Below are 25843 nucleotides of genomic sequence, written 5' to 3'. Positions count from 1 at the left end.
CGCCATGCTCGGCGCACAAATAAAATGCCCTCAAGTGATGACTTGAGGGCATTTTTCGTTGTCGATCCTATTCGCTTTCGATGACGATTTTAGGCGTTAGAGCGCAACCACATCTCCGTCTACACAATTCTTGCCGTTGGCTTTCGCGCGATAGAGAGATTGATCGGTTAAATTCACGAGTGCATCAATCGTGACACCGTCTTCACAGGCTTGGCTATCACTGATTCCGATACTGACACTCGAATTAAATCGTAACTGTTCATCGATTCTGAATTCAACTTGATTGAACTGTTGGCGAATCTCTTCTGACACTTCGTGTGCTGTTTCAAGAGACGTGTTTGGGATAAATATAATGAACTCTTCGCCACCCCAACGGCCTGCGACTCCGCCGGCTTTCTCGGCACTGCGCTTGGTAATATTAGCCAAAGCACAAATGACCTCATCACCGACCATATGACCGTAAGTGTCATTAATCGACTTAAAATCATCGATATCTAGCAGCATACAAACAAGGTAGTTTTTAGAGGACATGTGCTCTCTCAACCACTCATAAATCGCTCTGCGGTTAAGTAAGTCGGTCATTTCATCGAAGTTCGCTTGGTGAACCAACTGCTTTTCCAGCATCACCTTTTGAGTCACATCTTCGAGCACAACCTGAACGGCTGGCTGACCTTTCCAAGTAATCGCATTGTCGTAAATATTGAAGAACCGATGAACGCCGTCAAAGCCAATGTTTTCAACCACGGTACTAGTACCTGACAACTCCCCTGATACGATCGCGTGATAGTGCTTGCTGATGCCATCGGCATTCTGTTTTGGTACCAGTTCAAGGATAGAGTCCAGCTCTAATACTTGCTCGATGGAAGCCGCGCCTTGCATGTTGACCCAAGATTGATTAACCATCAGCGGCTTGAAATCTCGGTGAACCAAGATGCCCTGCCCAGATTGCATGATCATGTCGTGATACATCTTATCTTGCTCAAGCACCGCATTTTGCAGCTGAATCGCTGGGGAAAGATCGATCACCGTGACTTGCAGTGCAGGTCTTCCCTGCCACTCCGTCACATGGTCGATAGAAAACACAGTGAACTCTCTGCCATTACGATCAATATTGGTATAGGTGTGAACCTGAGGGTCGCGTTGACCACTGACCGTTTCAAGGTAATTTTGATAGGCGAGAACATGATAATCTTCTGAGATTAGATCTAGAAAGCTATCGATATTAGAAAGTAGTTCTTCGGGCGATTGGTATCCATAGATGCGAGCATAGTTAGCGTCAACACTAACTACATTCATATCTTGAATAGTTATTACACCGTACGTGGATTCGAAATTTATTGAAGACATTGCCAACTCCGCACTCTAGCTACACTTCATAAACTGGAGCATAACAACACATCCTGCCAACGCTTCCACAGAATCTATCACGCGCTAGGGACATTAATATGCCATCTAGTATATCGTACTGTTGCGGCATTCTCTACAACTCAATTGCTAACACGAGTTAGTAAAAGTAGACAAGCATCTCAATCCCATTATTCGCGTCAAAAAACAGAAATAGATAACCTATACCAATGTAACCATTATCTTTTTCTACTTTTGGCCTTGAACTGATGAAAGAATCCGCTCCCAACCACTTCAAATCCTGTTCGCTATTCTTTTAAACCTGCGCACTATTCTTTAAACCTACGAACTATTCATTCCAATCAGAGAAATATGAGACTAAGAAGTCGATAGCTAACCGTGCTCTCTGTGGAAGAAAACGACGGTTCTGATAAACAATCCAACTGCTTGTGCCCGCTCCCCAATACTCTTCTAATACAGGGACGAGTTTTCCATTGCTAAGACTGCCATTGAAACTGCTTTTAGGAAGATAAACGATGCCAAGCCCCTCTTCACATGCTTTCAGTACTGCGCTCGAATTGTTACTGCGCCAGCGTCCATGTACTCGCACTGCATTTAACGGTTTGCCCTCTTTCTCAAATAGCCACTGATCACTGTTGGCGATAATACAGCTGTGCATTTTTAACTGCTCTGGATGAGTCGGCGTACCAAATTGCTCTATGTAGTCTTTACTGGCTGCCGCCGCCATCGGGCGATCGACGAGCTTTCTTGCCACCAATCCTGAATCGTCCAATCGGCCATAACGAATCGCGAAATCGATGCCATCTTCGATGAAGTTAACCATCTTGGTATTGAAATTCATTTCTATGGTGAGCTCAGGATGCTCTTTAGCAAATTCCATCAGCGCCGCGGCAACATGATTTTCTGCAAATGCGCCCGCCGCACTCACACGTAAAGTACCGCTAAGCTGAGTCTGCTGAGACGTGACTTGTTCATTGGCCTGTTGTAGCCCAATCACCAAGTCTTTGCACTGTTGGTAATAGGTGTGGCCCGATTCAGTCAGGCTAACCATCCGTGTTGAACGCGCAAGCAGGGCCACTCCCACTCTCTCTTCCAACCTTGAAACCTGCCGACTCACATGGCTGGTACTGCAACCTAGCTGTTTAGCGGCTGCTGAAAAGCCGTGGCATTCGGCGACCGCAACAAATTCATTAATCCCTTCAAAGCTATCCATACTTAATCTACTCGCATTCTATCTTTGCTATATAGCAACAATGTTTTGCCTGTTTCGTATATTATCACCTAATCAGTTTGGAACTAGTATTAGATACAACAAGGCGGCGATAGCTAAGTAACAACGCGATACCTAGCGCCTAACGAAAAGCTTCAGTGCTTAACGAAAAGCGTCAGCACCTAAATAAAAAAAACAGCAGCTCAAAGGGACGAATCATGAAAAAAATACTAATACCTGTAACTAACCACGCAACACTAGGCGATACAGATCAAGCGAATGGTACTTATGCGCCTGAACTGACTCATGCTCTCAAAGAGATCATTGCTGCGGGTTTTGAGTACGACATCGCTTCTATCAAGGGTGGTAAAGGCCCATTGTACGGAACCGATATTGAAGGGGATTCAGTAAACGCTGAGATCTTGGCTGATGATGACTTCCAGAACCGCATTAATAACACGATTCCTGTAAGCCAAATTAATGCAGAAAGCTACGACGCTATCTTCTACCCAGGTGGATTCGGTTTGCTTTCTGACTTAGCAACCGACGAGCAATTCGCAGCTATTGCGGCTAAACACTATGAAGATGGCGGTGTGATCGCATCTGTATGTCACGGCCCAGCAGCACTGCTTCCGATTGTTTTAAGCAACGGCGAGAAGCTATTGAGCTCTAAATCGGTGACTGGTTTTACACGTGAAGAAGAGATCGACTTTGGCACCATCAACGACATTCCATTCCTATTGGAAGAGTCTCTTGCTCGCAGCGCAGCGCGTTTCAACAAGGTTCAACCTTGGCAAGAGCTTGTAATTGTTGATGATCGAGTAATTACTGGCCAAAACCCAACCAGTGCGCACGCAGTAGGTGCAACTCTGGTTAAGCACCTGTCTTAGTTAAATCAAGGGCTTACTCGAATAACTGGCGTTGATCAAATAAGCTCAATCAAACAAAAAGAGCATACTTCCTACTCAATATTCTTGAGAGAAGCATGCTCTTTTTTCGATCTAAAGGCACAAACAGCAAAGGTCAGTGCCTTCTTATTAATTACTTCTTGCTAATAGTTTCTCGCTAATGGCTTCTCGCTAGTTACTTCGCAAGATCCCTTCAAGCACATTGAACAACAAGTCGATCTCTTCAATCGAGTTGTAATGCATACAACCAATACGCACCACGCCCTGCTCTTCAATACCCAATTGCTTTACCAATCCTAATGCGTAGAAATGTCCGTTCCACACACAGATATTATGTTCACCCAACTTCTTGGCGATGAACTCTGGAGAATGGTTTTCAAAGGTAACCGCAAAGGTTGGCGTTCTTAGGTTCGAATCAAACTCTGTTTTCCCGTAAAGCTTTGCCCCTTCAAGATCAGACAAGCGTTTAAGGAAGTACTCACTGAGCTGGCTTTCATGCTTATTATAAAGCGCGTAGCTTTGCTCTAAACGAGAACGCAATGAGTCGGTTGGCTCACCGAATTGCGCCAAGTAATCTACCGCCGAAATCACACCTGCAAGGCCTTCAAAGCTTTGCGTACCTGTTTCAAAACGGCCTGGGCCAATATTGGTTGCAGGCTCAACCTTGTAAGGCTTTAACGTGTGTAGCCATTGAGGTGCAACATAAGCAATGCCCACATGCGGGCCGAAGAATTTATACGCTGAACACGCTAAGAAATCACAATTCAGCTGCTGAACATCGATCAAGTGATGTGGCGCGTAATGAACGGCATCGACATAAACCTGCGCACCATGCTGATGTGCAAGCTCAATAACTTTCGCCATGTCGACAATCGAGCCTGTCGTATTCGAAGCAAACGTCACAGCAACAAGCTTAGTCTTCTCATTTAACAGCGACTCAAAGTGCGCCATGTCTAGGCTGCAATCCGACTCGTCGACACGAACTTGGCGAACAATCGCGCCTTTGTCGTCTGCTGCTTGCTGCCAGCTTGATACATTCGAGTAATGGTCTAACGCAGTAACGATAACTTCATCGTCCTCTTTCCAATCTCGGCTGATCGCGCGGCTAAGTTGGAAGGTCAGCGAGGTCATGTTCGCACCGAACACAACGTTGCCAGAAGATTCCGCATTGAGTAGCGCTTGTGCCGCTTCTCTCGCTTGCTGCATTAAACCTGTGGTCTTCTGGCTAGAAAAGTAATGACCGCCTAGGTTTGAATTAAAGTGGCCAAGATATTCCGTCATGGATGCTAAAACATTTTCAGGAACCTGAGAGCCACCTGGCCCATCAAAAAAGGTCACCGGCTTACCGTTATGGTATTGGCCTAGCGCGCTAAACTGCTGGCGCACATCATTAAGAGTGAAGGACATTGCGCGCATCCTTAGCCGTTAGAACAAACACATCCATATAGCCCATCTCATCGTGGTCTATGGTACGAATCGGTTGTGCGTTGTGCCAAAGCTTGCTGTCGGCCAGCATTGCGACTTCACCGTCTTCAAGCACTTTTCTAAAGAATGGCGCTTCATGTGAATCTTGGTACAGCATTATCTCGCCACCCACAATGTTATGACGGTTAACACCAATTAAAGCGATGTGGTCGAAGCCATCTTGGTGAACACCTTCTGGCGCAACCTGTGTCTCTTCAAAAATGGCAGCGATACGGATTTGGTGGATTTCGATTTCTTGTCCGTCTTCAAGCCCATTGGTTTCAATAAACAGTTCACACATCTCTTGCATGCCTTCGCTGCTTAGGATTGGTGCTTCAATTGGCTCGAATTGGCGAACAACGTCACCTTGAAAGTGATTAATGTCTTCAGACTGAACAAAGTTATGTTTGTCTAGCTCTACGACTTGTCCATTACTGAATTGAACCACCGAGTACCTTCTCAATCGAAACTGACCATCCGCATGCTCTGTGCTTGGAAGCTTAGAGAATGACGGTGACAACTCCTCAACTGCGTGGTTACTGAGGTGGGTAATATGTAGGGTATTTTCGTGAGCATGTAACATCATCGACTCCTTAATGATTGTTAATTTACTTTCGATATTTAACGTTTTGTTTACATAAAGGATACTTGAAGATCTTGTCAAATCAATATTAAACAATCATTTATCCCGTCAGATTTAATAATTCAGACACTAAATCTAACCTAAAATTCAAAAGCAGTGTATAACACCAATATAAAAGATGACCAACGCTTAAAACTAGCACACTCCACTAGCTAGTTATAAATCCCTGCAAATTTAAATTTAACGATATTATTAACTGTCAAGCCATATTTCATATTGTGTCAGCCCTTTCGCTTCAATACGCCAGCCTCCTTGCATGAGTTCAGCCCTCACTCTCGCCATCATTCATTTCTATGCTTTTGCACAGCAAAATACGACCTACCTATCAATTGACAAACTATTGATTATTTACACAACAAACTGAAATTGGTTAATTTATGAGTACGCCAGAATCCACACGCCTTTGCTTGCGCGTCTGGAACAGGTCGAGTTCGGGGGGAACTCGGCCGCCCTCAAATAGAGTGCTTTCTAATAAAACCTACAATTATAAATGATGCGTTTATTTGGAATATGATGGTCTGCCTTTATGTCCTAACTTAGAATTCGTTAAAAATAGGCGACTATAAAGATTGGGAATGTTCTACACAAAACAGATGAGAGGGTAAGCAAGCTTGAAAGGTTGGTTGCTAAAAGAGCCACCTTTGGTGACATTTACACCAAAAGTCAAAACGAAAATAAGTTAACTAGACTTAAAACGATTCACTTAGAAAATAGGGAATTTAGCTAACACTCAATTTCACTGGACTGATTTTTAAAACCGTTCTTCGAGCGCTTCTGCTGGTACATTCGCTGGTCAGCTAAGCTCAAACACTCAGAAAAATTGACACATTCAAAACTAGATGCGCTTCCAAAACTGAGGCCAGACTGAGGCCAATCAGCACTGCGAATTTGCTCTTCCACCTGAGTCACTCTAAGCTCAATCTGAGAATAGAGAGCCTCAACTTGTTTCTCTTTATCCACTTTCAACAACCAGATAAATTCGTCGCCACCAGCTCGATAAACCATTCCAAGGTCTGTAAATTTTTCTCGCATCATGCGGCTGGTGTATTCTAAAAAGCGATCCCCTTCATCATGACCATAAGTATCATTAATCGATTTAAGGCCATCACAATCGATGAAGACGATACAATAGGAATGATGTACTAATTGTTTACTCGCATCATTAAAATCCAGCCGGTTTCCAAGCCCCGTTAAACTATCCACCCTCGACTGGATATAGGTTTTCTGATGTTGATGTTGTTGAATCCGCAACCATTCAGTCAGTGACAATAAAATGCAGGTACAATCTATTGCTAATGCAACAACAACGATGACTTCTGTCGATCTCTGAGTCGGCAATGGTGCAAAATGCGCAAAAATGTAATATACCAAAGCCGTGCCATAACAAAGACCACCGATCAAATAATATTTAGCGACAAAGTTTCGTTGATAAACCATCAATACGCCAGTCACTATCATTGTCGGCACCCAGATTGCCGCAATTAAATGGGACATAACAAAAGTCAACGAAAACGGGGCAAAGACATTAATAAACCCGATAATGACACACAGCCAACTAAAGGCCTGAAAGGTAAGATTAATACGAATAAAATGCTGCGGAAATCCAAACAATAATCTTGTGTAATAGCAAGAAAAAGCAACCGCAAACGGAAACAATACCATTCCAAAATAAACTGGGTTCCAGCTTTGGCTTGGTAATAAGTACCCCCAAGCGCCTGAAGCGGCGAACCATCCCAGGCCATGTAGCCCAACATAACCAGCACAAGCCAGTGTGACTGGATGTTTAGTTTGAAAGTAACAAAAAAGAGCGAAAACTCCCAACGTTAGCATGACAGTAATAGAAGCTAATGTGAGCGTATTGTTGCGGAAAACGTGAATATAAAATGGATATTCAGGTTGAAGAGTGAAGTTAACTGCCTTTGGAAATTTCTTTGCTTCCAAGTAGAGCCAAAGTGTTCCAGATTCCTCCGCATTCAATATTAACGGGAAGCTTTGCCTATGCAGATGCAAGATACTCTTGTTACTTAATTGGCCAAAATCAAGTATTCGCCTTACTTGACCATTTGTTGATTGCCAGTAACCCCAACCTTGATCCAAATAGTTTGCATGGAGTGTAACTATTTGTTGTGACGACTTGATATCGGAGTTGGCCAAATCAACTCTCAACCCAAACGCCCCTTCACCACCAAATATCGTTTCAATCCTTGGAGAGGATTCAATGTGTTTTTTTAATATGGGAAAATCGACTGGATCAGATAACAAAGGCATTTCATACCATCTTACAGCTTTATTAGCTAACACAGATTGTTCCCCGCTGACCTGCAGCGGAGAAGCAAAAACCGAATTCAGGCACACAATAAACACATTGATAAAAAGGATTAGAATCTGCATAGAGTTCAAATGATTCCGCGCAATATATAAATATCAATAATAACACACACAAAAAAATAACAACTGAGAAGCACTCAACAGTTCAAGTATTAACCAACATTACACCTGTTTGTAATCATGCCGTTCATACTAAAAGTGCGTCTTGTGGTCGCTTATCTGCACGCTAATTTTGATGAATTCTTGCAGCGTCTTTTAACGCAAACTTTTTAAAATAAAACATAGGATTCAGGTTCTCTTGTTTTTCTACTCATCAATGTATACGCAAAAAAGTAAATACTGCTATAGAAACACCATGATCAAGAAGGCCCTAAAAGTGAGCAATATGCATAGCTGTTTGCAAGAGCACTTTCCTTGACTTATCGCTATTGATCTAAGACACAGGATTACAAGACCATCATTTAGTTCGGTTATGTTCTAACGTATAACGATTAATTACACTTCTGCCCTTGTTTAACCTTTTATTGCCTCCATATTTTCCATACAATCCTAAGCGATTATAAATTAAAACAAATTCAATTTCGGAGTCCTCATGAGCGACGTAAAGCACTGTAATTTATTGATTCTTGGTTCTGGCCCTGCTGGCTATACAGCTGCAGTTTACGCTGCTCGTGCAAACCTAAACCCAGTACTTGTTACGGGTATGCAGCAAGGTGGTCAGCTTACAACCACGACAGAAGTGGAAAACTGGCCGGGTGATGCTGAAGGTTTAACGGGTCCAGCTCTAATGGATCGCATGAAAGAGCACGCAGAGCGCTTTGAAACAGAGATCCTGTTCGACCACATTAACGAAGTAGACCTTTCTAACCGCCCTTTCCGTCTTAAAGGCGATTCTGGCGAGTACACGTGTGATGCATTGATCATCTCAACAGGTGCATCAGCTAAGTACCTAGGTTTAGAGTCTGAAGAAGCATTCAAAGGCCGCGGCGTTTCTGCTTGTGCTACGTGTGATGGTTTCTTCTACCGCAACCAAAAAGTTGCAGTTGTTGGTGGTGGTAACACAGCGGTTGAAGAAGCACTTTACCTATCTAACATCGCGTCTGAAGTTCACCTGATTCACCGTCGTGACACGTTCCGCGCTGAAAAGATTCTTGTTAAGCGTTTAATGGACAAAGTAGAGAATGGCAACATTGTTCTTCACACAGACCGCACGCTAGACGAAGTTCTTGGCGACGATATGGGCGTAACTGGCGTTCGTATTAAAGATACTCAGTCTGACAAGACAGAAGACATCGACGTAATGGGCGCGTTCATCGCTATCGGTCACCAGCCGAACACTGAAATCTTCAAAGGCCAAGTAGATATGAAGGATGACTACATCATCGTTCAGTCTGGTCTGGAAGGTAACGCGACACAAACCAGCATCCCAGGCGTGTTCGCGGCAGGCGATGTTATGGACCACAACTACCGCCAAGCGATCACTTCTGCTGGTACAGGTTGTATGGCTGCACTGGATGCTGAACGCTTCCTAGATGGCCTTAACGATAAGTAAATCTGAGATTGCAGATTTGATTATCGGTGCTCTCGCCTCAGTAGATGCAGGGCGTCATCACATTTTGTTGTAAATCCCTAGAGCCCAGTGGTATATCCACTGGGCTTTCTTTTGTATACTAGCCGCCCTCAACAAATAATAATTATCATTAAGCCTTCATAATGGATAAGAAAAAACAACGCAGCTTGAACAAGTGGCTTAAGCAACAGAGTAAGTTAGCGAAACGCTGGCTTATGATTGCGATTAGCCTTGGCGTACTTTCAAGCGTGTTCTTAATTGCTCAAGCAGCGCTTCTCGCCTCTATTCTTCACCAGCTGATCATCGAAAATGTCGATAAATCTGAACTAGTTGGTCATTTCGCAGGCTTGGCATTATCGGTCGTTGGCCGTGCTGGCTGTACATGGGGACGTGAGATCGCAGGTTATCGCTGTGGTGAACAGATCCGTGTCTACATCAGGCAACTCATCCTTGATAAGTTACGTGAGTTGGGCCCTGCTTATATCAAAGGCAAGCCTGCCGGTGGGTGGGCAACGCTGTTGTTAGAGCAAGTAGAAGACATGCAAGACTTCTTCTCTCGTTACTTACCTCAGATGTCTTTATCGGTAATGATTCCGTTCATTATTTTGGTCGTGGTATTCCCAGTCAACTGGGCGGCTGGCCTTATCTTCTTGCTGACTGCGCCACTGGTGCCGATGTTCATGGCATTGGTTGGTATGAAAGCGGCCGATGCAAACCGTAAAAACTTCAAAGCGCTCCAGCGTCTTTCAGGTCACTTTTACGACCGTTTACAATCCATGACAACCATTCGTCTTTTTGACCGCACTAGCGCTGAAACCGAAGTATTGAAAGGTGCATCAGAGGTGTTCAGAACGCGCACTATGGATGTATTGAAGATCGCTTTCTTGTCTTCTGCTGTGCTTGAGTTCTTCACATCTATCTCGATTGCGATGACGGCGGTTTACTTCGGTTTCACTTACATCGGCGAGCTTAACTTCGGTCACTACGGCGTTGGCATTACTCTATTCGCTGGTTTGTTTATCCTTATCTTGGCTCCTGAGTTTTACCAACCTCTGCGCGACTTAGGTACGTTCTACCACGCGAAGCAACAAGCGGTGGGTGCTGCCGAGAGTATTGTTGAGTTCCTAGAAACCGACATCACTAAGGTTAAATCAGGTGACACTCAACTAGACCCAGCTCAAGGCATCAATATTGAAGCTCAAGATCTGAAAGTGTTGAGCCCTGAAGGTGTTCAACTGGTTGGCCCTATCTCGTTCGCACTGAATACTCGCCAATCGACTGCGTTAGTTGGCCCAAGTGGTGCAGGTAAAACAAGTTTGATCAACGCTATTCTTGGTTTCATGCCTTATGAAGGAAGCTTGAAAATCAATGGCATTGAACTGCGTGACCTAGACTTAGCCTCTTGGCGTAAAACCATTAGCTGGGTTGGTCAAAACCCGTTGCTACTGCACGGCACAATTCGTGACAACGTCACTCTAGGTAAGCACGATATCACTGACCAAGTTGTCGAGAATGCACTTGAGCAGTCTTTTGCTAACGAATTCGTAAATGAGCACGGCTTGGATTACATGATTTCTGATCGCTCTGGCGGTCTGTCTGTGGGTCAGTCTCAGCGTTTGGCTCTAGCTCGCGCAATGATTCAAGACGGTCAGTTCTGGTTGCTCGATGAACCCACTGCCAGCCTAGATACTCGTAGCGAACAGTTGGTAATGAAAGGCATCAATAGCAACATCGAAAGCCGCACTGCCCTACTTGTGACGCACCAACTTGCCCCGCTTCAATCGGTCGATAACATTCTGGTTATGCGCGATGGTGGTCTGGTTGAACAAGGTCATTACTCTCAGCTTTCGACTGCGGGTGGTTTATTCGAAGAGATGCTTAACGCGAACTTAGCTCAACAAGATAATAAGGGTAATTTAGATGCGTGATTTACTGCCTTACCTGAAACTCTATAAAAAGCATTGGTTTGGCCTATCGCTAGGCATGCTATTGGCTTTTGCTACTCTATCGGCTTCTATCGGCTTGTTAACGCTATCAGGCTGGTTTATTTCAGCTTCTGCGGTTGCTGGCCTTACGATTGCACGTGAAACCTTCAACTACATGCTACCAGGTGGTGGTGTACGTGGTTTAGCAATGAGCCGAACAGCGGGTCGTTGGGGTGAGCGTGTTGTGAGCCACAATGCGACATTCAAACTACTGACTGATCTGCGTATCTTCTTCTTTAAGAAGCTGGCTCCGCTGATCCCAGGTCGTATTTCAAACCTTCGTGATGCTGACCTACTGAACCGTTTGGTTGCTGATGTCGATGCAATGGACCACGTTTACTTGCGCTTAGTAAGCCCAGTGACGGTGGGTGTGTTTGGGATCTTCTTCCTGACTCTGTTCTTGATGTGGTTTGATAGCTCACTAGGTTTAATCTTAGGTTCTATCCTTCTTATCATGCTGTTGGTTTGGCCAATCTTGTTCTACAAGCTGGGTAAACGTAACGGTGGTGAGCTGACACAAAACAAAGCGGATCTTCGTGTAACGACGCTTGATTGGATTGAAGGCTACAGCGAGCTAACTCTGTTCGGTGCTGAGGAGCGTTACCGTAATGCGATTCTAGAAACGCAACGCAAGCTGATGGCGAATCAGTTTGTGAACGCTAACCTAACCGGTATGGCTTCAGCAGCGCTAATGCTGTTCAACGGTTTGACGCTGGTTCTTATGCTTTGGCTTGCGGCTGACGGCGTGGGTGGTAATGCACCAGACCCGTTCATCGCGCTAATGGCATTCGCAACCATGGCAAGCTTCGAGCTATTAATGCCAATTGCAGGTGCATTCCAGCATTTAGGTCAAACTCTGTCTTCAGCTCGTCGCTTGAACGAAGTGATTCTGTCAGAGCCTGAAGTTCAGTTTGCTGAAGAGAAGCTCGACATCAACAAGCCACTTGATATTACGTTCTCAAACGTGACGTTCAACTACCCTGACTCTGAGCGCAGTGTTCTGAACGCTGTCGACCTAACCATCCCTGCTACCAACAAGGTTGCGATTGTGGGTCAAACGGGTTCTGGTAAATCGACACTGATTCAGCTTCTAACTCGCTACTGGGACCCGAAAAAGGGTTATATCTCTATCGCGGGGATTGAGCTGACACAATGGAACGAGTCACAGCTTCGTGAATCAATCAGTGTGGTAAGCCAACGTGTCGACATTCTAAATGGTACTTTGCGTGACAACTTGTTGATTGCAAGACCAGAAGCGACCGATGATCACTTAGCGAATATCCTAAAAGATGTTGGTCTAGAAAAGCTGCTGGAGAATAACGCGCTTGATAGCTGGTTGGGTGACGGTGGTCGTCAACTGTCTGGTGGTGAGAAGCGCCGTATTGGTATCGCACGCGCGATTCTTCATGATGCCCCTATCCTGCTTCTTGATGAGCCAACAGAAGGCTTAGATAAGCAAACAGAGCAAAGCATCATGACGCTGTTCGAGAAGCACTTCGAAGGCAAGACGGTTATCTTCATTACACACCGTTTGATTGGTCTGGAATCGATGGATTCTATCGTTCTGATTGAACAAGGCGAGATTGTTGAAAACGGCTCTCACGAGAAGCTGTTAAACGAAGAAGGACGTTATTTCCAACTTCGTCAGGCAATCTAGCTTCCCCTTAAGCTATAAAGAAAACTATTCAAGGCCCGAGTTTATGCTCGGGCTTTTTGTTGTCTGCGATTCTAGTCTCGAGCAACCATCCCCCCCCTAAACGGTTGTTCATGCGCTGATTAGTTTTGCCCTTTCCTACAAAAACTTACCATTTACAAAGCAACGAGTTGCACACAATTCAAGTCGTAGCACATTACTATGATCATCTTTCTAGGATAATACGTATCAATCAACCTCATGGAATAACCTCCCCCTAAAATAATGGAGAACAGTGTATGTCTTTACGATTAATCGCAACAACGATAGCGCTTGTAGGTGCTAGCTTTACCGCTCAAGCGAGCTCGGAATGTGAAGTATCGATTGATGCTAGTGATCAAATGAAATTTTCAACTGACACATTAAGCGTTCCAGCGAGCTGTAAAGAAGTGAAGCTGACGCTAAACCATACTGGTTCTATGCCAGCCCAATCAATGGGTCACAACGTCGTTATAACAGACACTGCGTCGCTACAAGCAGTAGGCATCGATGGTATGTCGGCAGGTATCGACAATAACTACGTAAAACCTGACGACAGCCGCGTTTACGCCTTCACTCGTGTTATCGGTGGTGGCGAGTCAACCTCAATCACTTTCAGCACAGAGAAAATGACAGCCGGTGGCGACTACTCTTTCCTATGTTCATTCCCGGGCCACTGGGCAATCATGAAGGGCAAGTTTGAGTTTAAATAACTCGTTAGTCTAGATGGTACAGATACATCAAAGCCCCAACCTAAGTCGGGGCTTTGTTATATTGGCTTCGATTACAGCTTGAAGCGGCTGATTTCGCTTTCTAGCTCGTGAGACAGTTCAGAAAGTTGAGCGGCTTGCTCTGCAGCTTGGTGTGCTTCGTCTGCTAGCTCGTTAGATACGTCACGGATTCCTTCAGTGTTACGAGTAATCTCAGACGTTACTGACGCTTGCTCTTCTGCAGCAGAAGCAATCTGTGTTGCCATGTCACTGATGCGTTCAACAGCAGCATGGATTTGCGTTAGGCTTGCAGCTGCTGAGTTCGCGTCATCAACACTGGTTTCAGCAAGTGTACGGCTATCGTTCATGATGTTAACCGCTTTGCCTGTTGTACCTTGCAGCAACTCAATCGTTTGTTGAATTTCTTGCGTTGAACCGTGTGTACGTTGGCTCAGAACTCGAACTTCATCCGCTACTACTGCGAAACCACGACCTTGCTCACCGGCACGTGCTGCTTCAATAGCGGCGTTAAGTGCAAGTAGGTTCGTTTGTTCTGCAATACCTTGAATGTTAGACAAGATAGCGTTGATGCTGTTGCCGTGCTCTTCAAGCTCGAGAATCACGTTAGTTGCGATTTGAACTTCTTGAGCAAGGTTTTGGATAGAGCTTTGAGTCTGTGTCACTTGACCAGTACCGTGCTCACACGCGCCAACCGCTTCAGATGAGTTCTGTGCAGTGTGGTCTGCGTTACCTGCGATCTCTTGTGTTGCTGCAGCCATTTCGTTAACGGCTGTTGCTACCATGTTGATCTCGTCTTGTTGCATTTGGATACGAGCACTACGTTCTTCAGCTTGAGAAGCCGTTTGACGTGCTTGGTTGCCTAGCGCAGCAGATACTTCGCTTAGCTTGATCACCATGGTGTGCATGTTACCCACAAAGCGGTTGAAGTTTGCTGCAAGCTGACCAATTTCGTCGTCGCTCTTAGGCTCAAGGCGTTGAGTAAGATCGCCCTCACCTGAAGCAATTTCTTCAAGTGCTGCTGAAACGCGGTTTAGGTCGCGGAATAGGAAGCTTACTAACCAAGACACGAGTACGATTACGATGAGCGTAATAACGACAGCAGTGATGATCAGCTGAGTAAGTAGCGTTGAGTGGTTCGCTTCTTCTGTTGCTTTGTCCATCTGAACCGCGAAGATCCAGTTAGTGTTAGGCACCTTCGTGAAGTAAAGCAGCTTGTCTGCGCCGCGCTCTTTGATGATCTCGATGCTACCCGTACGCACTGCGTTTTCGATGATAGGCATAGAGATATCGTTTGAAAGCTGGCTTACCGGCTTCAAGCTTAGTGCTGAATCTGGGTGTGCTAGGAATGTGCCGTCAGAGGCATCAATTAGCATTGCGTAAGCGTTGTCACCAACATCAAGGCTGATTACATCGTTAACCAACTGGTCGATCAGTACGTCTGCACCAACAACACCAACAAGTTGGCCGTTGTGGCGAACAGGTTCTGCGATCGTTACTAGAAGTGCTTTGGTGATTGCATCTTGGTAAGCCGTAGTAATGATTTGCTTACCTGCAGCGTTTGCTTCTTGGTACCAAGGACGTTGACGAGGATCGTAATCTGCACGATTACGTTCAGGATGTGAACGGTACATTCCACCTTCTGGAGTACCTAAAAAGATATCGTCAAAGCCACCCGCTACACGAGCTTGTCTAAGGAAAGGAACAACATCATCCTCTCGTGAAAAGTCATTAAATGCTGATGCGATATCAGTACGGATATCAATCCAGTTTTTAATACCTTCAGATGCTGCTTCAGATACGCTTTCAGCTCGTAGGTATACGCCATTACGAGTCTGTTCAAATAATTGGTTTGCTGATAACCAAGTTAACGCTGTTGCCATAACGACAACAGCAGATAGGCTAGCACCTATTAACTTCTGCTTAAGTGTTAGTTTCATGTCAAAGTTTCACGAGTAGTGGGAAATCTCGCGCATACTACCCAATATCAGTATTAAATTCGAGCGATTTTATAATTTAATAACGTAATATAATTTTAAGCAAACCATAAGCTTAAGTAATGTCAAATCCTTGGCTTATCGCCAAATTTAAGGCGGCATTATCTCTACGGTTATTAGTATTTTTATCGCACTTCACATGTTAAAAAGAGACAAGAAAACACGGTAAAGAAGAAACAAAAAAGGCAGTAGATTTCAGCTTACAAAGCCTAGCGTTTTTCTGTACGCATACCCATTAGCAAGCTCACACACATCAGTAATAGAATGATGGTAAATGGTAATGCCGTCGAGATTGCACCCGCTTGTAGAGCTTGTACTGCTTCAGTACCACCAACCCACAATAGAGCCACAGCAATCGCACCTTCAAGGAACGCCCAGAACACACGTTGAGGCACAGGCGTATCAACTTTACCACCCGCGGTGATGCTGTCGATTACTAGAGAGCCTGAGTCAGACGATGTAATGAAGAATACTAGAACCAATACAACCGCAATGATTGAAAGCAGAGTCCCGAACGGCAGTGCATCAAACATTTGGAACATTGCTAGTGATACATCTGTTAGGCCGTCTTGACCAAGAATACCAACGTTATTCACGATTTGGTCAATCGCCATGCCACCGAATACTGACATCCAAATGATAGTCACTGTAGTCGGTACAATCAGTACTGCTGTGATGAACTCACGAACGGTACGACCTTTAGAAACACGTGCGATAAACATACCTACGAATGGAGACCATGAGATCCACCAAGCCCAGTAGAATACAGTCCAACCGTGCATCCACGTTTCATCTTCACGACCGTGAGGGTTACTCAACGGAATGATGTTTTCAATGTATGCCATCAATGTCGTTGGGATAGAACCTAAAGTCACCGCGTAGCCGATTAGAGCCACTAAGATAAGCAGTAGGAAAGCCACCAACATGTTGATGTTACTGATAACTTTAACGCCACCATCAATACCACGAAGTACTGATACTACCGCCAATAAAGTCACCGCTGTAATCACAATAACTTGCAGACCTAAGCCCGCTTCAATGCCGAATACATGCTGAATACCACTTGCCGCTTGTTGTGCACCAAGACCTAACGATGTCGCCAGACCAAATAGCGTTGCAAGTACAGCAAGAATATCAACAATGTGACCTGCCCAGCCCCAAGCTCTATCACCTAAAATTGGGTAAAAGATAGAACGGATAGAAAGAGGCAATCCCTTGTTGTAAGAGAAAAACGCAAGTGACAGTGCTACTACGCCATAAATCGCCCAAGGGTGTAGACCCCAGTGATACATGGTTGCGCCCAATGCCAGTTTTGCAGCTTCTGGTGTGTTTGGTTCAACACCTAACGGAGTTTCAAACCAACCCGTGAAGTAAGCCGCTGGCTCTGCCACACTCCAGAACATCAAGCCGATACCCATACCTGCGGCAAACAGCATCGATAGCCAAGAGAAGAATGAGTAATCTGCCGTCGCATCAACACCACCAAGGCGGATTTTGCCGTACGGAGAAACAATCAAACCTAAGCAGAAAATTACGAAAATATTACCCGACCAGATGAAAAGCCAATCAAACGAATTGATAATCTGGCCTTTAACGCCATCTAGCGCAGCCTTTGCTGAAGCGGTATCTGTAATAAGAACACCGATCAGGAACAAAGCGATAAGTCCCGCACTAATACCAAATACTGGGTTATGAACATCAAAACCCCATTTTTGGACGTTATCTTGACCGACAGTGTAATCCGTACTGTCGATACTGTATTTATCTATACCTTTAGTCATTATCCCTCTCTACGGAATTCTATTAGGGTCTATTGACCTGGTATTCCTTACTTACCTGCGACTTAATTACAAACTCGAACCTACGATCCAAGTAGTACAAGCTGTTGTCACAATAATTCAAATACTTGGACGTCTGAAGTTTAGCAGGTTAACTTGTTGTTTTCAGTAAACTAGAATCGGTTCGATGGAATTTCAAACAATATTCACGTAATCACTCAAGTTTATGACGAAAAAAAGGTCGACCCTGTCGACCTTTTTATCAAAAATACTTTTAACTCAAAGCATTTTGGTGCTTAACCAATTGATTTTCAGTTCGTAAACCTAGCAATAAGCTTAGGCACATAAGCAATAATATGAAGGCAAATGGTAGCGCCATCGATACCGTTCCAGCTTGCAGTGCTTGAATAGATTCCGTACCACCAACCCATAGTAGAACCGCTGCAATCGCGCCGCCCATCAACGCCCAAAATACACGTTGTGGAACCGGTGCATCCACTTTACCGCCAGAGGTAATGCTATCGATAACCAATGAGCCTGAATCAGAAGAGGTGATAAAGAACACCATAATCAAACCAATCGATACCACTGAAAGCACAGAGCTCATTGGCAGAGCATCGTAAGTATGGAAAAGAGAAAATGTAATATCTTGCAGACCATTCACACCAATCTCGCCCACCTTGTTCGCCACTTGATCAATCGCGATGCCACCGAAAATAGCCATCCAGATGATGATTACTGTCGTTGGGATGAACAATACAGCAACGATGAATTCACGAATCGTTCGACCTTTAGAGATACGAGCGATGAACATGCCTACGAATGGTGACCAAGACATCCACCACGCCCAGTAGAATACCGTCCAACCTTGCATCCACGTTTCGTCATCACGACCGTGAGGATTGCTTAAGGGAATGAAGTTTTCAATGTAGCCCATTAGCGCGGTTGGGATTGCTTTAATACCCGCCATGCCACCAGCGATGGTAACGAAGATAAGTAAGCCCAAAGCAACCAGCATGTTCACATTACTCAGAAGCTTTACACCACCGTTGATGCCACGAACCACGGACATTGTCGCTAAGAAAGTAACCACTGCGATAACAATCAGCTGCATGCCAATACCGCCATCGGTACCAAATACATGGTTAATACCACTGGTCGCTTGTTGAGCACCTAAGCCCAATGAAGTTGCAAGGCCAAATAGCGTTGCAAGCACAGCGACGATATCAACAATATAACCAAACCAACCCCAAGTTCTATCACCCAAGATAGGGTAGAAAATAGAGCGGATTGATAGAGGTAAACCTTTATTGAAGGTGAAGAAGGCAAGCGCTAGAGCAACAACCGCGTAAATCGCCCAACCGTGCAGACCCCAGTTGTAGATGGTTGCACCAAGAGCCAACTTCGCCGCTTCAGGAGAGTAAGCTTCAACACCTAGTGGTGTTTCATACCAGCCAGTGAAATAAGCTACTGGCTCAGCAACACCCCAGAACATTAAGCCAATACCCATTCCTGCGGCGAATAACATCGACATCCAAGATAGGTTTGAGTGCTCTGCTTTGGCATCATTGCCACCAATACGTATCTTGCCATACGGGGAGACAATGAGGGCAAAACAGAAAATTACGAAGATGTTTGCTGCCCACATGAAGAAACCATCGAAGTTACCAATGACTTTCCATTTGATTCCATCAAGCGCCGCTTTTGCGGTTTCAGGGTCTGCGACTAGAAGTGCCAACAGGAAGATAATGATCGCCCCTGCACTGATTCCAAATACTGGGTTATGAACATCAAAACCCCATTTCTGAACGTTATCTTGTCCTACTGTATAATCGGTATTTTCAATACTATACCTATCTTTTACAGGCTCCATGCTTCCTCTCTAATTTGCAGCGCACAGTTTGCAACATTGCATTCGGCGCTTAAATTTCGAAAAGAAGAATATCAACCTGTCGCAAAAATACTAAAAAAACCTCCATAAAGGAGGCGTAAATTACACATTTAACGTTATTTAGCGTAAGATCAGTCCACAAGCCCGGAGCTGACCGCATATTTAGCAAGCTCTGCCGTAGAGTGAATATCGAGCTTATGCTTAATATTTTGCCTATGGGTTTCTACCGTTCGATAGCTGATATTCAGCGCCTTTGCGACCTCTTTACTGCTCTCCCCTTTTGCGACTAATTTCAGCACAGCCTCTTCACGTCTGCTCAATGGATTCTTGACAGATGGCGTGGGAGTAATCGGCTGAGTAAACAAATTCTGCGTGACTTTTTCACAGAAATAGGTCGATCCTTGATTGACCGTTTTGATTGCCTGTACCATTTTTTCAGCCGAAATCTCTTTCAACATGTAACCGACAGCACCCGACTGCATCACCTTCATGATGTATTCACGGTTGTTATGCATGGTCAGCATCAGGACCTTGGCTTCTGGGTCTTCTTCTTTAATCAGATGGGTGGCATCAATGCCATTCATGATAGGCATGCTGATATCCATCAACACCACATCAGGGCGCAGAGACTTAACCACCTCTACCGCTTCTAGTCCATTGCTGGCGGTACCTATCACGCTAATATCTGGCTCGAGTTCCAATCTCGCCATAAAGCCATCCAGTACCACTTGGTGATCGTCAGCAATCACAACTCGAATAACTTCACTCATTCATTAATCCCTCTAGTGTCAGTAACACTGTAATTTCCGTTCCGAGGCCAATCTCACTCATCAATTCAAAGTCACCACCGATGAACTCCACTCGCTCTCTCATGTTACGCAGCCCGATCCCTCGTTTTTCCATCGCTTTATAGGTGTTGAAACCGACACCGTTATCTTGAATCAGTAGTTGCAACACATTACCAATTTGCTGAGCGATAACCGTTACTTTGGTCGCTTGCGCGTGTTTCTCGATATTATTCAGCGACTCTTGCACCACTCGATACAAGGTTGTCGCAGCCTCAGATTTCAACTTACCCTGTTGAGTGCTAAACAAGGTTTCTACTTCAATACCCGAATGCGCCTGAAAATCTAACAACAATGAAGACAATGCCGCCTCTAAACCAATATCATCCAACGAACTTGGACGAAGTTGATGCGAGATGTGCCTCACTTCTTCGATTGCTCGCATCAGTGAATGCTGCGACTTATTCAAATGTGCTTTAAGGTCTTCATTTTGTAGCTTATTACCGAGCAGTTCCAAATGGCAACGACTCGACACTAATAATTGGTTAATACCATCATGCAACTCACGCGCTAGATGCTTCTTCTCGTCTTCTTGGAACATCACCGTCTTATGCGCCAGCTCCTTTAAGTTGTTATCAGCAATCCGATGTTCATGCATGTTAATAGCCAAGGTCAGCACGATGATGACCGCGACCGTTACGCTCAAAATCACCACAATCGAAAAGAACGTGGTTTCAATATTCTTATTTATCGCAGCCTGCATCGAAGCCACTTCTTGGTGTACGTCTTCAATATACAAGCCGGTGCCAATCATCCAGTCCCAACGCTCTAACCAAGCGGCGTAGCTCAGCTTAGACACCACCTCACCCGTCGACGGTTTTTGCCACAAATACTGGTGAAACCCGCCTCCGGTTTGCGCTTCTCTTAACAGAGCCTCTATCAGAAAATCGCCATCTTCATCTTGCAGTTGGAGTAGGTTTTGGCCTATCAATTCTGGCTGAATTGGATGAACCAAGTTGGTCCCGTGGCGATCGTATGCGAAGAAGTACCCATCAGAGCCATATCTAAGTTTAGACAATATGGTTCGAACTTTTTTTTTGGCTTGGGCTTCTTGGATATTTGGATCGTTATAGACGTGTTCTATGGCGTCGAACGCGAGATCAACCGTGTCTTTGAGGGCGTTTTCACGCGACTTGATTAGGCTGTCTCTAAAGATCTCGACTTCTTTAGCGCCTAACGTCTTAGTCTGGTGCAGCGAGATCCAACTAATACTCGCCGTTACCAGCAGCAACGGGAGCAACGTCAGCAAAATCAGCTTGGCTTTTAGAGGCATTCCTTTCCCTCACAAAAAACGGCTTACTGAACATCAATAAGCCGTTTTACTTTAGCAATTTATAGATAGCCGTTGAAACATATCATTCACATTCTTGGCTTCACTCACATTCCATAGAAAGATGGGAAAGCGAGAAGTGATCCAAGTACGAGGATTTGAATCAGAATGAACGGCATCACACCTCGGTAGATGTCCTTAGTCGTCACGCCTTTCGGTGCTACGCCTTTTAAATAGAACAAACTAAAACCAAATGGCGGCGTTAAGAAGGAAGTTTGTAGGTTCATCGCAATAAGGATAGCGAACCATGTCATGTTGATGCCCATCAGTTCAGCAACTGGCGCAATGATCGGCACGATGATGAAACAGATCTCTACGAAGTCGATGAAGAAACCCAGAATCAGAATCACCAGCATGGTAATGATCAGGAAGCCCCATTTTTCACCTGGCAGTTGTAGCATCCACTCTTCAACCAGATAGTCGCCACCAGTGTAGGTAAACGCCATTGAGAATGCCGTTGCACCCAACAAGATAGCAAATACCATCGCCGTTACTTTCACCGTCTCTTTCGACGCCTCGTACACCATCGACCAACTAAATTGACCGTAAAGCAGTGCAAGTATCATCGCACCCGCGCCACCTAATGCGGCTGACTCTGTTGGCGTAGCAACACCTGCGAAGATAGAGCCCAGCACAACAATGATTAACGCTAGAGGCGGAAGAATCGCTTTCAGTGCATTAAACACTTCCTGCTTACGGCTGATGGAGTCATCACGTTCAATAGGTTGAGCCGCTTCAGGGTGTAGCTTTGCGTATATCAAGATATAAACGATGTACGCGCCGACCAGCATCACGCCCGGCCAAATCGCCGCTTGGAACAAGTCGCCTACAGGAACACCTAGAACATCACCCAATAGAATCAATACGATGGAGGGTGGAATGATCTGCCCTAGCGTACCAGACGCACAAATAGTGCCGCAGGCTAAGCCTTTGTCGTAATTGTACTTGAGCATTACAGGTAGGGAGATAAGTCCCATAGCAACAACAGAAGCACCAACCACGCCAGTAGAAGCCGCAAGTAGTGAACCTACTAATACGGTTGAAATCGCGATACCACCACGAACGCCGCCAAACAGTCGCCCCATAGACTCAAGCAACTGCTCAGCAAGCTTGGTCTTTTGTAGAACGAGCCCCATAAAAACAAACAATGGAACGGCCATCAGAACCGTGTTTTCCATAATGGATTGAATTCGATATGGCATGAAGGCAAACATTTCGATGCCCTCAGCCCAAACACCAAAGATTAACGCGATACCACCAAAGGTAAACGCCACTGGGAAGCCAAGTAAAAGCGCAAACAAGGCTACGAAAAACATTACTATTCCAATCATGTTCAGCCTCTACTTGTTTTTTTTATGAATATTGTTTGCATGGATAAGATGCGGATTAAAAATCTTATTCAGTGAATGCAGGATCAAACCTACGCCACTGAGTGCCATCAAAAAGAATGACAGCGGGATCATAGCTTTGATGATCCAGCGATACGGCAGGCCACCGGGATCGCCTGAGGTTTCACCCAGTTCATAACTCTCTTTGGCAACATCGATACCAAACCAAGCCACCAGCAGGCAAAACGGAAGTAGAAAGATAAGCGTGCCAAGCAGGTCAATAATCGCTTGTGCCTTGAAGCTCAGTTGCTCGTAGAACACATCCACTCGCACATGACCACCAGCCTTGATGGCATAAGGAACACCTAATAGGAAAACGGCTGAGAAGAGGTGCCACTCCATCTCTTGGAAAGCGATAGAGACATCGTTGAAGGCATATCTCATGACAACGTCATACACAACGTTGGCGATAAGTAGAATAAACAACATACTGGAAAGCCATCCCAGTGCGTCACCGATACGATTAAACAGGCGTTCAATATAAATTAGACTTCGCATTCCCGACTCCATGGAATTTGAAAAGACATCGCGCAGCTGAGGTAACGAGCTGTAGGACGTAGAAAAGGTTCTTGAGCGTAATACAGGATTTATCCTGCTTAGTTATTATGTTTTAAATGAACCCTCGGCTTATTCACTCTTAAATACTCAATAAGAAAAGCTTCGGGTTCATTTAGATTCAGTTCAACAACTGTCGATTATTTCGCTTGGCTATTTAGATAAGCTCTATGTGAAATATCCGTCCATGAACGTACTTGCTCTAGGTAGCTTGCTTGTGAAGCTTGAATCTCTTTTGCTAGCTCATCTTTCTCAGCATGTGCAGCCAGTAGGCGATCGTTCGCTTCTTTCAGAGCAGACATAACCTCTGGTGGGAAATCTTTCACTTGTACATCTGGGTATTCTGTCTTCATTGAAACCCAGTTCTTACCACTTTCGTGCGTTGCTTGTGTGTACATGTCGTAAGCCGCAGTACGCATTGCAACACGTAAGATTTCTTGTAGGTCTTCAGGCAGCTTGTTCCATGTACGCTTGTTCACTAGGAATTGAAGCTCTGAACCCGGCTCGTGCCAACCTGTGTAGTAGTAAGGCGCGATTTTGTGGAAGCCCATTCGTAAATCCAGCGATGGACCTACCCACTCTAGTGCATCAATCGTGCGACGCTCTAGAGACGTGTAAAGTTCACCTGGGGCAATGTTCGTCGGTTTAGCACCTAGCTCAGCAAGAATCTCGCCTGCAAAGCCCGGGATTCGCATTTTCAGACCTTGTAGATCTTCAACGCTGTTGATCTCTTTTTGAAACCAACCCCCCATCTGGATATCCGTGTTACCACCAGGGAAAGACATCAAGTTATGTGGAGAGTAAACCTGCTCCATTAACTCCATACCACCACCGTGATAGAACCACGCGTATTGTTCTGCTGGCGTCATACCGAAAGGCATAGAAGTGAAGTAAAGAGTGTTTGGAACTTTACCTTTCCAGTAGTAAGAGCCTGAGTGACCCATGTCGTATTGACCAGACTTAACCATGTCAAAAACACCAAGAGGTGCTTTGTGTTTGTTTGCTGAATCGATTCTGATTTGCAGTCGACCATTCGACATCTTCTCAGCCATCGCCGCCATGTTTTTGGTTGCATCACCGAAAACTGGGAAGTTTGGTCCCCAAGTTTCCGCAAGTTTTAAACGGTAAACCTTATCAGCGGCTGTAGCACCAGTAGCGACCAAAGCTAAACAAGCCGCAGCAGTTACTGCAACGTTTTTAAAAACTCGTGTGAGGGAGTTAGAAATGAGACTCATGTTCACGTCCTTTGTTGGGTTAACACTCTTTCTATGAGCATTTTTTATGATTCAACATAAGAGTGCACCGTGATGAGGCAACAAGATATCAGGGAGAGCACGCACGCATGGCGTTAACAAAGTTACGTATTAGACCAAAGGATTAAGTAGAACTACGTAGGAGATGATTGAATAGTGTCGATTTCAAAGGAGTTTGGATATTCACCAAGGCAATGCGTATTGATAAATACCTAAGTATTAATAATTAAATACTCTTAACAATTGATTGCCATTTCGTGATGAAGCTCTATTCATTGCTGTATTTTAGGGAAAAAAATCAAGGCTTTGCTCTCTTGATCTACCTAGCTAACGCCCTAATTTAGTGCTTGCTGATTCGAAGCTCTGACACGAGACAACACTAATCAGTTAAGCCGTATATCGAATTGGAATTGAGATTATAGAGCCTAGGTTTAGGCTTGGATTTGGGCTCGGACTTGGCATAATGTGCCAGATACAAAAAAGCCTCGAAAATCGAGGCTTAAAAACTTAACGAAGCGAATGTAATCCCACAGGATTAGATAGCTTTGTAGATAACCTTGTTACCTGCTAGCTGCTCTTTCGCTACTAGGTTTTCTTCAAGAAGTTTTTTCAATGCGCCTGTTGCCCATGAAGCTGCTTTCGCGTCTTCTTGACCAGCTTCTAGGCCGATACCTTTAGGGTTAATGCCTTCAGCATTGCTAACAACGATGTCTAGAACTTGTTGTTGCTTAGGAGTCAGTGCTACTGCAACTTCTTTAGTTGCTGCTACTGCTTTCTCTACCGCTGGTTTTGCTGCTACAGTTTTTTCTGCTACAACTTTCTCTGCGACAGGCTTCGCTTTTTTCGGCGTTGCCACTGCTTTAACTACAGCCGCTTTAGTGCGTTTCTGCAGTTTAGCCTGCACCTTACGCTTATGAGCAAGTCTCATTGAAT

At 44.9% G+C, this 25843-nt stretch carries 19 protein-coding genes; 5 read left to right on the top strand and 14 right to left on the bottom strand.

What is annotated here, in order from left to right; translation table 11 throughout:
* Positions 1-96: 96 nt before the first annotated feature.
* A complete protein-coding gene (locus AB4375_RS15370; RefSeq protein ID WP_102332095.1) occupies positions 97-1347 on the bottom strand; it encodes a sensor domain-containing diguanylate cyclase in 1251 nt (416 codons plus the stop codon).
* Positions 1348-1693: 346 nt separating this feature from the next.
* Complete coding sequence (locus AB4375_RS15365) at positions 1694-2578, bottom strand: LysR family transcriptional regulator (RefSeq protein ID WP_029235692.1); 885 nt, start codon at positions 2576-2578, stop codon at positions 1694-1696.
* A gap of 215 nt (positions 2579-2793) precedes the next feature.
* Between AB4375_RS15365 and AB4375_RS15360 the strand changes: the two genes are divergently transcribed.
* Positions 2794-3465, top strand: coding sequence for a type 1 glutamine amidotransferase domain-containing protein (locus AB4375_RS15360; RefSeq protein WP_102548915.1), 672 nt, complete (start codon positions 2794-2796; stop codon positions 3463-3465).
* 189 nt (positions 3466-3654) lie between these two features.
* Here AB4375_RS15360 and AB4375_RS15355 read toward each other — a convergent pair whose 3' ends face one another.
* From AB4375_RS15355 to AB4375_RS15345, 3 genes are all read right to left on the bottom strand, one after another.
* Complete coding sequence (locus AB4375_RS15355; protein WP_372051931.1) at positions 3655-4890, bottom strand: cysteine desulfurase-like protein; 1236 nt, start codon at positions 4888-4890, stop codon at positions 3655-3657.
* Complete coding sequence (locus tag AB4375_RS15350) at positions 4874-5530, bottom strand: 2OG-Fe dioxygenase family protein (protein WP_029405418.1); 657 nt, start codon at positions 5528-5530, stop codon at positions 4874-4876. The genes AB4375_RS15355 and AB4375_RS15350 overlap by 17 nt, the downstream gene beginning before the upstream one ends.
* Positions 5531-6313: 783 nt before the next feature.
* Positions 6314-7981 (bottom strand): GGDEF domain-containing protein, encoded by a 1668-nt coding sequence (locus AB4375_RS15345; protein ID WP_372051930.1) that lies wholly within the window; start codon positions 7979-7981, stop codon positions 6314-6316.
* 529 nt (positions 7982-8510) lie between these two features.
* On the opposite strand from AB4375_RS15345, the gene trxB reads away from it, so the two are divergent.
* The 4 genes from trxB (at position 8511) to azu (ending at position 13858) form a co-directional block, all read left to right on the top strand.
* Entirely contained in the window at positions 8511-9470 is a 960-nt protein-coding gene (gene trxB, locus AB4375_RS15340; protein ID WP_008223323.1) for a thioredoxin-disulfide reductase, read from the top strand.
* A gap of 161 nt (positions 9471-9631) precedes the next feature.
* The gene (gene cydD, locus AB4375_RS15335; protein ID WP_372051928.1) at positions 9632-11416 is read left to right on the top strand and encodes a heme ABC transporter permease/ATP-binding protein CydD; all 1785 of its coding nucleotides are present in this window, start codon (positions 9632-9634) and stop codon (positions 11414-11416) included.
* A complete protein-coding gene (gene cydC / locus AB4375_RS15330; RefSeq protein WP_372051927.1) occupies positions 11409-13130 on the top strand; it encodes a heme ABC transporter ATP-binding protein/permease CydC in 1722 nt (573 codons plus the stop codon). The genes cydD and cydC overlap by 8 nt, the downstream gene beginning before the upstream one ends.
* Before the next feature lie 275 nt (positions 13131-13405).
* Positions 13406-13858, top strand: a complete 453-nt coding sequence (azu, locus tag AB4375_RS15325) for an azurin (RefSeq protein ID WP_017063577.1) — start codon at positions 13406-13408, stop codon at positions 13856-13858.
* Positions 13859-13929: 71 nt separating this feature from the next.
* Here the strand turns inward: azu and AB4375_RS15320 are convergent, their stop codons facing one another.
* From AB4375_RS15320 to AB4375_RS15280, 9 genes are all read right to left on the bottom strand, one after another.
* Positions 13930-15813 (bottom strand): methyl-accepting chemotaxis protein, encoded by a 1884-nt coding sequence (locus AB4375_RS15320; protein WP_017070254.1) that lies wholly within the window; start codon positions 15811-15813, stop codon positions 13930-13932.
* A gap of 266 nt (positions 15814-16079) precedes the next feature.
* Positions 16080-17651 (bottom strand): BCCT family transporter, encoded by a 1572-nt coding sequence (locus tag AB4375_RS15315; protein WP_017060963.1) that lies wholly within the window; start codon positions 17649-17651, stop codon positions 16080-16082.
* A gap of 271 nt (positions 17652-17922) precedes the next feature.
* Positions 17923-19521: a BCCT family transporter gene (locus AB4375_RS15310; RefSeq protein ID WP_372051926.1), complete on the bottom strand. Its 1599-nt coding sequence runs from the start codon at positions 19519-19521 to the stop codon at positions 17923-17925.
* A gap of 149 nt (positions 19522-19670) precedes the next feature.
* On the bottom strand, positions 19671-20309 hold the full coding sequence (locus AB4375_RS15305) for a response regulator transcription factor (protein WP_017060961.1): 639 nt from the start codon (positions 20307-20309) through the stop codon (positions 19671-19673).
* Positions 20302-21657, bottom strand: a complete 1356-nt coding sequence (locus AB4375_RS15300) for a cache domain-containing protein (RefSeq protein WP_019821218.1) — start codon at positions 21655-21657, stop codon at positions 20302-20304. Before AB4375_RS15300 ends, AB4375_RS15305 begins: the two co-directional genes overlap by 8 nt.
* A 104-nt stretch (positions 21658-21761) precedes the next feature.
* A complete protein-coding gene (locus AB4375_RS15295; protein ID WP_029235146.1) occupies positions 21762-23045 on the bottom strand; it encodes a TRAP transporter large permease subunit in 1284 nt (427 codons plus the stop codon).
* A gap of 9 nt (positions 23046-23054) precedes the next feature.
* Positions 23055-23600, bottom strand: coding sequence for a TRAP transporter small permease subunit (locus AB4375_RS15290; protein WP_372051923.1), 546 nt, complete (start codon positions 23598-23600; stop codon positions 23055-23057).
* A gap of 197 nt (positions 23601-23797) precedes the next feature.
* Positions 23798-24892 (bottom strand): TRAP transporter substrate-binding protein, encoded by a 1095-nt coding sequence (locus AB4375_RS15285; RefSeq protein WP_017060957.1) that lies wholly within the window; start codon positions 24890-24892, stop codon positions 23798-23800.
* A 553-nt stretch (positions 24893-25445) separates the two neighbouring features.
* Positions 25446-25838 carry a hypothetical protein gene (locus AB4375_RS15280; RefSeq protein WP_017060956.1) on the bottom strand — a complete coding sequence of 131 codons (393 nt, stop codon included), beginning with the start codon at positions 25836-25838 and terminating at the stop codon, positions 25446-25448.
* Between the last annotated feature and the right edge of the window lie 5 nt (positions 25839-25843).

The organism is Vibrio sp. 10N.261.51.C6, from assembly GCF_041471785.1.
Classification (GTDB): Bacteria; Pseudomonadota; Gammaproteobacteria; order Enterobacterales; family Vibrionaceae; genus Vibrio; species Vibrio crassostreae_C.
The sequence above is the reverse complement of the archived record's forward strand: the minus strand, read 5'-3'. Positions and strand labels throughout refer to the sequence as shown.

Bases quoted from the DNA above. Each gene is read 5' to 3' on its own strand.
- AB4375_RS15370 (WP_102332095.1), bottom strand. From the start codon at position 1,347: ATGTCTTCAATAAATTTCGAATCCACGTACGGTGTAATAACTATTCAA.
- AB4375_RS15365 (WP_029235692.1), bottom strand. From the start codon at position 2,578: ATGGATAGCTTTGAAGGGATTAATGAATTTGTTGCGGTCGCCGAATGC.
- AB4375_RS15360 (WP_102548915.1), top strand. From the start codon at position 2,794: ATGAAAAAAATACTAATACCTGTAACTAACCACGCAACACTAGGCGAT.
- AB4375_RS15355 (WP_372051931.1), bottom strand. From the start codon at position 4,890: ATGTCCTTCACTCTTAATGATGTGCGCCAGCAGTTTAGCGCGCTAGGC.
- AB4375_RS15350 (WP_029405418.1), bottom strand. From the start codon at position 5,530: ATGTTACATGCTCACGAAAATACCCTACATATTACCCACCTCAGTAAC.
- AB4375_RS15345 (WP_372051930.1), bottom strand. From the start codon at position 7,981: ATGCAGATTCTAATCCTTTTTATCAATGTGTTTATTGTGTGCCTGAAT.
- trxB (WP_008223323.1), top strand. From the start codon at position 8,511: ATGAGCGACGTAAAGCACTGTAATTTATTGATTCTTGGTTCTGGCCCT.
- cydD (WP_372051928.1), top strand. From the start codon at position 9,632: ATGGATAAGAAAAAACAACGCAGCTTGAACAAGTGGCTTAAGCAACAG.
- cydC (WP_372051927.1), top strand. From the start codon at position 11,409: ATGCGTGATTTACTGCCTTACCTGAAACTCTATAAAAAGCATTGGTTT.
- azu (WP_017063577.1), top strand. From the start codon at position 13,406: ATGTCTTTACGATTAATCGCAACAACGATAGCGCTTGTAGGTGCTAGC.
- AB4375_RS15320 (WP_017070254.1), bottom strand. From the start codon at position 15,813: ATGAAACTAACACTTAAGCAGAAGTTAATAGGTGCTAGCCTATCTGCT.
- AB4375_RS15315 (WP_017060963.1), bottom strand. From the start codon at position 17,651: ATGACTAAAGGTATAGATAAATACAGTATCGACAGTACGGATTACACT.
- AB4375_RS15310 (WP_372051926.1), bottom strand. From the start codon at position 19,521: ATGGAGCCTGTAAAAGATAGGTATAGTATTGAAAATACCGATTATACA.
- AB4375_RS15305 (WP_017060961.1), bottom strand. From the start codon at position 20,309: ATGAGTGAAGTTATTCGAGTTGTGATTGCTGACGATCACCAAGTGGTA.
- AB4375_RS15300 (WP_019821218.1), bottom strand. From the start codon at position 21,657: ATGCCTCTAAAAGCCAAGCTGATTTTGCTGACGTTGCTCCCGTTGCTG.
- AB4375_RS15295 (WP_029235146.1), bottom strand. From the start codon at position 23,045: ATGATTGGAATAGTAATGTTTTTCGTAGCCTTGTTTGCGCTTTTACTT.
- AB4375_RS15290 (WP_372051923.1), bottom strand. From the start codon at position 23,600: ATGCGAAGTCTAATTTATATTGAACGCCTGTTTAATCGTATCGGTGAC.
- AB4375_RS15285 (WP_017060957.1), bottom strand. From the start codon at position 24,892: ATGAGTCTCATTTCTAACTCCCTCACACGAGTTTTTAAAAACGTTGCA.
- AB4375_RS15280 (WP_017060956.1), bottom strand. From the start codon at position 25,838: ATGAGACTTGCTCATAAGCGTAAGGTGCAGGCTAAACTGCAGAAACGC.